Source organism: Azohydromonas aeria (assembly GCF_009760915.1).
Classification (GTDB): domain Bacteria; phylum Pseudomonadota; class Gammaproteobacteria; order Burkholderiales; family Burkholderiaceae_C; genus Azohydromonas; species Azohydromonas aeria.
The window spans coordinates 21,526-31,812 of sequence record NZ_VIDQ01000083.1 but is presented as its reverse complement, the minus strand read 5'-3'; the positions used below and the strand labels follow the sequence as shown (position 1 = coordinate 31,812).

Annotated in this window: 10 protein-coding genes; 4 read left to right on the top strand and 6 right to left on the bottom strand. The window is 72.6% G+C overall.

The window, feature by feature from the left end; all coding sequences use genetic code 11:
* Nucleotides 1–158: 158 nt before the first annotated feature.
* Nucleotides 159–1,151, bottom strand: a complete 993-nt coding sequence (locus tag FJ694_RS30525; RefSeq protein WP_157271306.1) for a Bug family tripartite tricarboxylate transporter substrate binding protein — start codon at nt 1,149–1,151, stop codon at nt 159–161.
* 274 nt (nt 1,152–1,425) lie between these two features.
* Between FJ694_RS30525 and FJ694_RS30520 the strand changes: the two genes are divergently transcribed.
* The 4 genes from FJ694_RS30520 (at nt 1,426) to hemN (ending at nt 5,093) form a co-directional block, all read left to right on the top strand.
* Complete coding sequence (locus FJ694_RS30520) at nt 1,426–2,226, top strand: IclR family transcriptional regulator (RefSeq protein WP_157271305.1); 801 nt, start codon at nt 1,426–1,428, stop codon at nt 2,224–2,226.
* Nucleotides 2,227–2,351: 125 nt separating this feature from the next.
* The gene (locus FJ694_RS30515; RefSeq protein ID WP_157271304.1) at nt 2,352–2,675 is read left to right on the top strand and encodes a hypothetical protein; all 324 of its coding nucleotides are present in this window, start codon (nt 2,352–2,354) and stop codon (nt 2,673–2,675) included.
* 238 nt (nt 2,676–2,913) lie between these two features.
* On the top strand, nt 2,914–3,606 hold the full coding sequence (locus tag FJ694_RS30510) for a Crp/Fnr family transcriptional regulator (protein ID WP_157271303.1): 693 nt from the start codon (nt 2,914–2,916) through the stop codon (nt 3,604–3,606).
* Between the two features lie 77 nt (nt 3,607–3,683).
* Nucleotides 3,684–5,093, top strand: a complete 1,410-nt coding sequence (hemN, locus tag FJ694_RS30505; RefSeq protein WP_157271302.1) for an oxygen-independent coproporphyrinogen III oxidase — start codon at nt 3,684–3,686, stop codon at nt 5,091–5,093.
* A 132-nt stretch (nt 5,094–5,225) separates the two neighbouring features.
* Here the strand turns inward: hemN and FJ694_RS30500 are convergent, their stop codons facing one another.
* Genes FJ694_RS30500 through FJ694_RS30480 form a run of 5 tightly spaced genes read right to left on the bottom strand, consistent with a single transcriptional unit; the run spans nt 5,226 to nt 10,284 of the window.
* On the bottom strand, nt 5,226–5,912 hold the full coding sequence (locus tag FJ694_RS30500) for a GntR family transcriptional regulator (protein ID WP_232540299.1): 687 nt from the start codon (nt 5,910–5,912) through the stop codon (nt 5,226–5,228).
* Nucleotides 5,909–6,289: an oxalurate catabolism protein HpxZ gene (gene hpxZ / locus FJ694_RS30495; RefSeq protein WP_157271301.1), complete on the bottom strand. Its 381-nt coding sequence runs from the start codon at nt 6,287–6,289 to the stop codon at nt 5,909–5,911. The genes FJ694_RS30500 and hpxZ overlap by 4 nt, the downstream gene beginning before the upstream one ends.
* Nucleotides 6,276–8,087, bottom strand: coding sequence for an allophanate hydrolase (gene atzF, locus FJ694_RS30490; RefSeq protein ID WP_157271300.1), 1,812 nt, complete (start codon nt 8,085–8,087; stop codon nt 6,276–6,278). Before atzF ends, hpxZ begins: the two co-directional genes overlap by 14 nt.
* On the bottom strand, nt 8,084–8,755 hold the full coding sequence (locus tag FJ694_RS30485; protein ID WP_157271299.1) for a cysteine hydrolase family protein: 672 nt from the start codon (nt 8,753–8,755) through the stop codon (nt 8,084–8,086). The genes atzF and FJ694_RS30485 overlap by 4 nt, the downstream gene beginning before the upstream one ends.
* Nucleotides 8,752–10,284: an ABC transporter ATP-binding protein gene (locus FJ694_RS30480; protein ID WP_157271298.1), complete on the bottom strand. Its 1,533-nt coding sequence runs from the start codon at nt 10,282–10,284 to the stop codon at nt 8,752–8,754. The genes FJ694_RS30485 and FJ694_RS30480 overlap by 4 nt, the downstream gene beginning before the upstream one ends.
* Nucleotides 10,285–10,287 lie beyond the last annotated feature (3 nt).

The window sequence follows — 10,287 nt, the reverse complement described above, 5'->3', positions numbered from 1 at the left end:
GCGCGCAGTAAGCCCGCCGCGCCCCGTCCGCATCCGTCGTCACGAGGGAAAGACTCTCAAGAGGGAGAGAGCGCGAAAGTGAGAAGCGCTCCTGATGGCGCCGTCCCGCTCCCGCGGGCCGGCGCCTTTTTTTTCGTTGGGACCGCAACCCGGGCGGGTCAGTCCAGCGACACCCTGGCCTTGCGGATCACGTCGGCGTACTTGGCCGACTCCGCGGCGATGAAGGCGCTGAACTGCTCGCGCGTGGCGGGGAACAGGTCGTAGCCGAAGGTGGCGTAGCGCTGCTTGATCTCCGGGTCGGCCAGCGCTTCCTCGATGTCGCGCTGCACCTTGTCGGCCAGCGGCCGGGGCAGGCCCTTGGGCGCGGCAATCGTGGTCCAGCCCGTGACCTCGTAGCCGGCCGGGCCGCCCGACTCGGCCACCGTGGGCACGTCGGGGAAGGCCGGGTGGCGCTTCGGTGCCGTCACGGCGATGAACTTCAGTCGCCCGGAGCGCTGCAGGGGACCGGCCGTGGCCATGGAGCCCAGCGCGAAGTTGAGCTCGCCGGTGGCCACCGCGGTGTAGAGCTGCGAGGTTTCCTTGTAGATCACGTGCTGCATCTGCGTGCCGGTCATCGACTCCAGCAGCGCCGAGCCCAGGTGCACCGGGTTGCCCACCGACCAGGAGCCGTAGTTCAGCGCGGTGGGCCGGGCCTTGGCGTCGGCCACGATGTCGCCGACCGTCCGGTACTTGCTGTCGGTGGGCACGCCGACGAAGAAGTACGTCCTGAACAGCGGCGCAAGCGCGTCGAAGTCCTTGGCCGGGTCGTAGGGCAGCTTCTTGAACAGGTGCGGGTAGGCGACCAGGTGCACGTTGTCGAGGTGGATCAGGTCGTGGCCGTCGCTGGAGCCGCGCTTGAAGGCGTCGATGGCGATGAAGCCGTTGGCGCCGGGCCTGTTCTCCACCACCACCGGCTTGCCCCACTTCTTCTGCAGCCGCTCGGCCACCAGGCGCACCACGGCTTCCGGGCCGGCCCCGGCCGGGAAGGGCGTGATGATGCGCACGGGGCGCGTGGGAAAGTCCTGCTGCGCGTGCGCCGTGGCGCCGGCCAGGCCCAGCGCGGCCAGCGCGGCGCCGGCCAGCAGCTTCATGGTGGCTCTCTTCGTTGTCATGGGGTGTCTCCTCGGTTCCGGAACTGCTTCAGGCCCTGCCCGCCCCTTGACGCGCCGGGCCCGGCCGCCAGTGTGGCCGCCGTCCGCAGGCGCAGGCCGTCAAACCGCGTTCCCACACTCGGGTTCACCCTGACCAACACGGGTTTGTCCGGAGCGGCGCTGTTGCTCCGGAGCCATGGTGCCGTCTTGCGCAGCGCGCGAACGCCGGCGCCATGGCCAGCAGACTTCGGCATTCGTTCATGTCTAATCCGCTTTGGCAAACATGAACGTGAGCATGTCCGTGGACGAAACCATTTCAGCACCGGTGCCTGAGCGCGGCTCGCGCGGCATCCAGAGCATCGAGGTTGGCGGCCAGTTGCTGCTGGCCCTGGCCCACCACGGCCGGCCGATGGCGCTGAAAGACCTGGCGCGCGAGGCCGGCATGCCGCCGGCCAAGGCGCACCCGTACCTGGTGAGCTTCGGCAAGCTCGGCCTGATCGAGCAGGAACCCGGCAGCGGCCGCTACGGGCTGGGGCCCCTGGCGCTGCAGCTGGGCCTGATCAGCCTGCAGCAGTTCGACCCGGTGCGGCTGGCCACGCCGCTGATCGAGGAGCTGGCGCAGGCCACCGGCCACACCATGGCCATCGCGGTGTGGGGCAACCGCGGGCCGACCATCGTGCGCGTGGCCGAGGCGCCCAGCCCCGTGCACGTGGCCATGCGCCACGGCACGGTGATGAGCCTGCGCGGCACGGCCTCGGGCTGGCTGTTCGCGGCGCACCGCCCGCGCGAGGAGGTGCAGGCGATGCTGGCGCAGGAGGCGGCGGCCGGCGGGCTGCAGGGGGCGGCACTGGACGCGGCGGCTTTCGAAGCGAAGCTCGACGAGGTGCGCCGCCATGGCCTGGCGCGCGTGGTGGACCAGGCCATTCCCGGCGTGAGCGCGCTGGCCGCGCCGGTCTTCGACGGCCGCGGCGCGCTGCTGCTGAGCATCACCGGCATTGGACCCAGCGCCACCTTCGACACCGCCTGGGACGGCGCGCTGGCCGGGGCCATCCGGCGCTGCGCGGCGGCACTGTCGCGGCAGCTGGGGGCGGGATAGCGCACGTCGGGCCGGCGTGGGCATGGCCATTGCCAGCTTCCCGGCACGACCCCGGGAGTTGTCCGAGCCGGCGCGGTGCGGCTCCCGGGGCCGGGCATTCCATCCACAGCCCTGAGGAGCATGACATGAGCATCATCCGCAACACCCTCGCTGCCGCGTCCATCTCGCTGCTGGCCCTGGGAGGCATCGTGCAGGCCGCCGACGAGTCCAACGTCGGCAGCGGCACCCGGGCCGCGCAGAATGAAATGAACCGCGGCGTGCCCGGCGTGGACGTGGACGTGGGCAGGAACGCCGACGGGGCCGTCGACGTGAACGTCAACAGGAACAACGCCAACGAGCCCACGCCGGCGCGCACCATGAACAACACCGGCACGATGGACTCGCGCACGGGCAGCGGCGCCGTGGGCACCGACCCCGGCATGCGCGCCGCCCGCGCCGACCGCGGCTGACGGCTTCCACACGCCCTTTCGCCCAGGCACCGGCGTGTTGCGGGCCTCGCAGGCCCGCCGTGCGCCGCGTGCCGCGTTCCCAATGCACGCCCCGGGCCGCCGCCGGCCTGGTTCTTCCGGACGATGCCGGCGGTCGGGACATCGTTCCTTGGACAAGCCCGGCATCCTCCTTCCCGCCGCTCAAGTCTGACCGTCGGGAGAATGGGCCGCGAAGCCCCTGGCGTGGACCATTCGGGTCATGACCCCGCGCCACTTCGACACCCCGCGTTTCCTCTCCGTCCTGCCGCTGTTCGGCGACCGGCCCCCGGCCGAGCTGCAGCAGCTGGCCGACGCCTGCCAGCTGCGCCGCTACGGGCGCGGCGAGACGGTGTTCCGCGCCGGCGACCGCTGCGACGCGCTGCACGTCGTGGCCACGGGCCAGGTCAAGCTGCACGCGATCTCGGCGACGGGCCAGGAAAAGGTGATCGAGCTGATGGGCGTTGGCCGCAATTTCGGCGAGGCGCTGCTGTTCAGCCAACGCGCCGCCACCTTCAACGCGACGGCGCTGGCCGAGTCGCTGGTGCTGGGCCTGCCCAGGCAGGCCGTGGAGGCCGGGATCGCGCGCGACCCGCGCTTCGCGCTGCGGCTGCTCACGGGCATGTCGGAGCGGATGCAGAGCCTCATGAGCGACGTGGAGTCCTACGCGCTGCACAGCGGCACGCAGCGCGTGGTGAACTTCCTGCTGCGCCAGCAGGCTCCCGACCGCGGACAGCCGGTGCGCACCGTGTCGCTGCCGGTGAGCAAGGCCACCATCGCCTCGCGCCTGTCCATCACGCCGGAGTACTTCTCGCGCGTGCTCGGCGAGCTCGAAGCCAGCCGCATGATCGAGGTGGACAAGCGCGACATCCGCATCCTCGACGCCCAGCGCCTGGCGCAGCACACGCTGCAGTGAGCGGCCGCCCCCCGCAACGCCACCCCGCTTGACAAACCTCAAGCCGCCCGCGGGCGGCCTGGGCCAACATTGCCGCCATGCCTTCCACTGCCGCCCAACCGCTGGACGCCCGCGCCGTGCTCACCGAGGAGCTGCTGCGCAGCTTCGACAAGCCCGGCCCGCGCTACACCTCGTACCCGACCGCCGACCGTTTCGCGGACCACTTCGGCCCCGCGCAGGCGCTGCAGGCCTTTGCCGACATGCGCACCAGCGGCACGGCCGCGCCGCTGTCGCTTTACGTGCACATCCCGTTCTGCGAGTCGATCTGCTACTACTGCGCCTGCAACAAGATCATCACGAAGCACCACGACCGCGCCGCGCCCTACCTCGACGCGCTGGAGCGGGAGCTCTCGCTGGTGCTGCAGGCGCTGGGCGGCGGGCGGCCGGTGTCGCAGCTGCACTTCGGCGGCGGCTCGCCCACCTTCCTGTCGGACGCCGAGCTCGCGCGCGTGATGGAGCGCCTCAAGGCGGCGTTTCGCTTCACGCCGGACTCGGAAATCTCCATCGAGGTCGATCCACGCACCGTCACGGCGGAGCGGCTGGCGCACCTGCGCGGCCTGGGCTTCAACCGGCTGAGCTTTGGCGTGCAGGACTTCGACGCCGACGTGCAGGAGGCGGTGCACCGGGTACAGTCCTTCGGGATGGTGCAGGGGCTCATGCGCAGCGCCCGCGCCCTGGGCTTCACCTCGATCAACGCCGACTTCATCTACGGGCTGCCCAGGCAGACGCCCGAGAGCTTCAGGCGCACGGTGGAGTTCATCGGCGAGCTGCGGCCGGACCGCATCGCGCTCTACGCCTACGCGCACCTGCCCGAACGCTTCAAGCCGCAGCGGCGCATCGACGCGGCCGAGCTGCCCAGCCCCGCGCAGCGCATCGCCATGCTGGGCGACGCCATCAACGGATTGCTGGCGCGCGGTTTCGAGCACATCGGCATGGACCACTTCGCGCTGCCCGACGACCCGCTGGCCGTGGCCAAACGTGAGGGCCAGCTGCACCGCAATTTCCAGGGTTACAGCACGCAGCCGGACTGCGACCTGGTGGCGCTGGGCGTGTCGGCCATCGGCCGCATCGGCGGCACCTACTACCAGAACGCCAAAACGCTGCCCGAGTACACCGAAAGCCTGGAGCGCGGCGAGCTGCCCGTGGTGCGCGGCTACGCGCTGGATGCCGACGACGAGCTGCGCCGCGAGGTGATCATGGCGCTGATGTGCCAGGGACACCTCGACCACGCCAGCGTCGAGCAGGCCCACGGCATCCGCATGGCCGAGTACTTCGGCACCGAGCTGGCCGAGCTGCGCGGCATGGTGCATTCCGGCCTGGTGGAAGTGGACGACGCGGGCATCCGCGTCACGCCCGCGGGCTGGTACCTGATCCGCGGCATCGCCATGGTGTTCGACCGGCACCTGCGCGCCTCGAAGGAAAAGACGCGCTTCTCGCGGGTGGTGTAGCGCAACGCAGACTACAAGCCCCGTTCGGGCTGAGCTTGTCGAAGGGCCCCTGGGGGCGTCCCGAGCGCCTGCCCTTCGACAGGCTCAGGGCGAACGGGGAAGACAGCGTCTGACGAACCAGTCCGTTTCGTCTCACGCCTGCTGCCGCGCCCGGTACAGCATGTCCAGCGTGATGTGCCGCACCTCCAGCTTGCTCTGCTCGACGTGCGCGCGCAGCAGCCGCAGCGCCTCCTCGGCGCGCCGGCGCGTGATGGCGCCCAGGATGCGCGCGTGCTCGTCGTAGGTGGCGGCGATGCGCGCGGGCTTGGTGAAGTCGAGCCGGCGCACGATACGGATGCGGTCGGTGATCTCGCGGTGCACGCGCGCCATCTCGCGGTTGCCCGCGGCCTGCACCAGGCTGCAGTGGAACTGCTCATCCATCTCGCGCACGGCGTCGGCATCGGCGCTGCGCTCGCTCGCGGGCACCAGCCACTGCGCCGCCAGCGCCTGCAGCGCCTCGCGCGGCTCGGCCTCGCACAGCGCCTGCGCCGCATGGCATTCGATGAGGATGCGCAGGTCGTAGAGCTCGTCGAACTGGTCGAAGTCCAGCGGCGCCACCTGCCAGCCCAGCTTGGGGAACACCTGCAGGAAGCCCTCGCGCTCCAGCCGCTGCAGCGCCTGGCGCAGCGGCGTGCGGCTGACCTGCACCCGCTGGCTCAGCTCGCTTTCGCTGAAGCGGTCGCCGGGCATGAGCGCGAAGTCGAAGATCAGCTGCCGGATGCTTTGATAGGCATGCTCGGCCAGGCTCAGGACGGGAACGGCTTTGAGGGGATGGGTCACGGAAGGTCGATCATGCTGACGTGCGCGGCCACGATTCTCCAGCCGCCGGGCAACCGCACCCAGGCCTGGCTCTGGAAGCCCCGCAGCGGCGTGTCGCTGCGCACGAACTCGGTCTGGGCCACGGCGAAGTCGCGGCCGAAGCTCTGGATGCGCACGTTCTCCAGCACCCGCGTGAAGCCGGGCGGCGCGCTGGCGGCGCGGAACGCGGCGATCTGGTCGAAGCCCAGCTGCCTGTCGGCAATGCCGTAACGCGTGGTGCGCGCGTCGGCGTGGAAGAAGCCGTTGAGCGCGTCGAGGTCGTGCGCCATCAGCGCGCGCTCGTAGGCCTCGAACGCGGCGCGCACCTCGCGCAGCACCTGCGGGTCATCTTGCGTCATCCGCCACCCTCGCCTTGTCCTGCAGGTACGCGCGCCAGCCGCCGAAAGCGCTCACGTCCTCGGCATCCGCCAGCGCCAGCGGCTCGCAGATGAAGCCGTGCACCCACTCGCCGCTTTCGAGCTCCACCGAGCCCAGTCCCAGCGGCGGCGGGATCAGCGCCAGGAAGCCGCCCACCTCGGCGCGCGGCATGTCGTAGACCTCGACCTCGATGCCCACGCCGCCCTGCGCCACCCGCTGCAGTCCCGGCTTTGCCGGCACGCTGCCGGGCAGCGCATGCAGCCGGTAGCGCGCGGTGGTGCGCGTGCGCTCGCGCAAGCGGCAGCCCCGCTCCACGAGCTGGCCGTGCAGCGGCATGCCCTGCAGGTGCGCACCGACCACGGCCAGCGCCAGCGTGGGCGCGGCCGCCGGCAGCCGGGCCGGGGCCAGGTCCGCCGGCGTCGGCGCGCCCAGCTGCGCACCCAGCGGCAGATCCAGCCCCGACTGCCAGCGCGCGCCCAGCGCCGCCAGCGCCGCGTCGCTGCCGCCGGGGGCGATGAATGTCACGCCGAAAGGCAGGCGCTGCGGCGTGATCGACGCCGGCAGCGCGATCGCCGCGAGTCCCAGCAGGTTCACGAAGTTGGTGTAGCGGCCCAGCTCGCTGTTGCGCAGCACGGGCTCGGCCGCCACGGCCGCGCGCGTGGGCAGCGTCGGCGCGGTGGGCACCATCAGCACGTCGATGTCGCGCCACAGCGGCTCGATGGCGCGCGCCAGCTCGGCCAGGCGGTAGCGGGCGCGGAAGGCGTCGGCCGCATCGAAGCCGGCGGCCGCGGCGATGACGCCGCGCACCACCGGGTCCAGCGCCTGCGGAGCTTCGGCCAGCAGCGCACCGGCCACCACGTGGCGCTCGGCCACCCAGGGGCCCTCGTAGAGCAGCTGCGCGACCTCGAAGAAGGGCCGCATGTCCACCGGCACCGCGCGCGCCTGCAGCGCCGGCTCCAGCCGCGCCACCGCGGCGGCGAAGGCGCGGTCGTAGCCCAGCGCCGCGTCACAGTCCGGTACCAGCGGCACGCCCACGCGCAGCGGCGCCGCAAACCAGGGCGGACGCGGCACGGCGGCGTGGAACGCGGCGCCCTCGTCCGGCCCCTCGATCAGCGCCAGCACGCGCGCCGCGTCGGCGGCGGTGAGTGCGAACACCGAGACGGTGTCCAGCGTGCGGCAGGCCGGCAGCACGCCCCGCATGCCCACCGCGCCGGGCGTGGGCTTCAGGCCCACCAGGTTGTTGAAGCCCGCGGGCACGCGGCCGGAGCCGGCCGTGTCGGTGCCCAGCGCGAAGGGCACCAGCCCGCGCGCCACCACCGAGGCCGACCCCGAGCTGGAACCGCCGCTGACGTAGGCCTGGTCGAAGCTGTTGGGCACCTCGCCATAAGGCGAGCGCGTGCCCACCAGCCCGGTGGCGAACTGGTCCAGGTTGGTCTTGCCCACCAGCACCGCGCCGGCATCGAGCAGCCGCTGCACGCAGCCGGCGTGGCGCGTGGGCACGTAGGTGAAGGCCGGACACGCGGCGGTGGTGGGCAGCCCGGCCACGTCGATGTTGTCCTTGACCGCGAAGGGCACGCCGTAGAGCGGCAGCGACGGCTCCAGCGCTTCCAGGCGCGCCAGCTGGGCCGCCACGAAGGCGTCGTCGCAGAGCGTGATCCAGGCCGGGTCGTCCGCCGACAGCCGCGCGCGCACCTTCTCCACCAGCCGCGCCGGCGTGAGCGCGCCGCCGTGCAACGCCTCCAGGCACGCGGCGATGGTCCAGGGTCGCGTCGTCGTCATGGCCGCCCCTCCAGCGCCGGCAGCAGCGCGGTGCTCGGCGCGGCCCAGCCGACGATGGCGCCCTGCGCGCACATCATGTCGATGGCGGCGCGCTTGAAGTCGGGAAAGTAGCTGTCGGTGCCGTCTTCCACCAGCAGGCACTCGTAGCCGCGGTCGTTGGCCTCGCGCATGCTGGTCTGCACGCACACCTCCGTGGTCACGCCCATGAACACGAGCTGGCGCACCTCGCGTCCGCGCAGCAGCGCGTCCAGCGCCGTGGCGTGGAAGGCGCCCTTGCCGGGCTTGTCGATGACGGTCTCGCCCGGCAGCGGCGCCAGCACCGGCACGATCTCGCAGCCCGGCTCGCCGGCGACCAGGACGCGGCCCATCGGACCCACGTCGCCGATGCGAAGCGCCGGTTGCCCGCGCATCCGCTTGGCCGGCGGACAGTCCGACAGGTCCGGCCGGTGCGCCTCGCGCGTGTGCACCACCAGGGCGCCGGCGCCGCGCCAGGCGTCGAGCACGCGCCGCACCGTGGGCACGATGGCCTGCAGCCGCGTCACGTCGTTGCCCAGCGAGGCGCCGAAGCCGCCGGGCTCGACGAAGTCGCGCTGCATGTCGATCACGACCAGCGCCGCGTGCGCGAGGTCGAGCTCGAAGGCAAAGGGTCGGGCGTCGATGCGCGTCATGCGGCCTCCCGCTGCTCGGCATGGGCGCGGCCGCCCATGCAGGCGCCCAGCGCGTGGCGCTCGGCCTGCGCGGCGCTGACCTCGTGGACGATGCGGCCCTCGCTGAGCACGACGATGCGGTCGGCCAGCGCCAGCAGCTCGTCGAGGTCCTCGCTGATCAGCAGCACCGCCGCGCCGGCGTTGCGCGCAGCCACGATGCGGGCGTGGATCTCGGCCACCGCGGCGAAGTCCAGCCCGAACACCGGGTTGGCCACCAGCAGCAGCCGCACCTCGCCATCGAGCTCGCGCGCCAGCACCGCGCGCTGCACGTTGCCCCCGGACAGCGCGCGCATGGGCGCGTCCTCGCCCTGGGTGCGCACGCCGTACTCGTCGATCAGCGCCCGCGCGCGCCGGCGCAGCGCGCGCCAGCGCACGCGCGGGCCGTCCCGGTCGAATCGGCGCAGCGCCAGGTTGCGCGCCACGCTCAGGTGCGGCACGCAGGCGTTGAGCAGCGGTTCCTCGGGCAGGCAGCGCACCTGCAGCCGGCGGTTTTGCGCCCGCGTGGCGCGGAACTCCTCGCCCTCGACGCGCACGCTGCCCGACTCGCGCGCGCGCTGCCCGACCAGCGCCTCCAGCAGCTCGCGCTGGCCGTTGCCCGACACGCCGGCCACGCCCACGATCTCGCCGGCGCGCACGTCCAGGTCCAGCGCCTGCACCGCCAGGGCGCCGCGGTCGCCGGCCACCGACAGCCCGCGCACGGCCAGCCGCACCTCGCCGGGCGCGCCTGGCGACCGCGGCGGCCGGGGCTGCGCCGCGGCGGCGGCAGCGGCGCCCCTGCCCTCGCCCACCATTGCCGCGGCCAGCTGCGGCGCGGAGTTCTGCGCCACGGCGCCCGTGTACACCAGCCGCCCGCGGCGCAGCACGCTCACGTCGTCGGCGTAGGCCGCGACCTCGCGGAACTTGTGCGTGATCATCAGCACCGAGTTGCGCCCGGCGTGCGCCATCTCGCGCAGCGCGCCCAGCACCTCGTCGGCCTCCTGCGGCGTGAGCACCGAGGTCGGCTCGTCCAGGATCAGCAGCTTCGGCTGCAGGAACAGCTGCTTGAGGATCTCCAGCTTCTGCTTCTCTCCGGCCGAGAGCTGCAGCGGCGTGGCGTCCAGCGGCAGCGCGAAGGGCGCCGTGAGCATGAAGGCCTCCAGCTCGGCACGCGCCTGGCGCCAGCGGATCACGGCCGGCAGCCGCCCGCGCGCCAGCAGCAGGTTCTCCGCCACCGTCATGCCCGGCACCACGGTGAAGTGCTGGTAGACCATGCCGATGCCGAGCGCGCGCGCCACGGTGGGCGAGGCCACGTCCCGCTCGCGGCCATCGACCAGCACCGCGCCGTCGTCGGGCCGGTGGTAGCCCACCACGCACTTCACCAGCGTGCTCTTGCCCGCGCCGTTCTCGCCCAGCAGCGCGTGCACCGTGCCCGGGCGCACGGTGAGCGACACGCCCTCCAGCGCGGTGAAGGCGCCGAAGCGCTTCGTGAGGTTGAAGGTTTCGAGCTTCATGGC

Excerpts from the sequence above, each read along its gene's own strand:
- FJ694_RS30525 (WP_157271306.1), bottom strand. The coding sequence starts at position 1,151 with ATGACAACGAAGAGAGCCACCATGAAGCTGCTGGCCGGCGCCGCGCTG.
- FJ694_RS30520 (WP_157271305.1), top strand. The coding sequence starts at position 1,426 with ATGTCCGTGGACGAAACCATTTCAGCACCGGTGCCTGAGCGCGGCTCG.
- FJ694_RS30515 (WP_157271304.1), top strand. The coding sequence starts at position 2,352 with ATGAGCATCATCCGCAACACCCTCGCTGCCGCGTCCATCTCGCTGCTG.
- FJ694_RS30510 (WP_157271303.1), top strand. The coding sequence starts at position 2,914 with ATGACCCCGCGCCACTTCGACACCCCGCGTTTCCTCTCCGTCCTGCCG.
- hemN (WP_157271302.1), top strand. The coding sequence starts at position 3,684 with ATGCCTTCCACTGCCGCCCAACCGCTGGACGCCCGCGCCGTGCTCACC.
- hpxZ (WP_157271301.1), bottom strand. The coding sequence starts at position 6,289 with ATGACGCAAGATGACCCGCAGGTGCTGCGCGAGGTGCGCGCCGCGTTC.
- atzF (WP_157271300.1), bottom strand. The coding sequence starts at position 8,087 with ATGACGACGACGCGACCCTGGACCATCGCCGCGTGCCTGGAGGCGTTG.
- FJ694_RS30485 (WP_157271299.1), bottom strand. The coding sequence starts at position 8,755 with ATGACGCGCATCGACGCCCGACCCTTTGCCTTCGAGCTCGACCTCGCG.
- FJ694_RS30480 (WP_157271298.1), bottom strand. The coding sequence starts at position 10,284 with ATGAAGCTCGAAACCTTCAACCTCACGAAGCGCTTCGGCGCCTTCACC.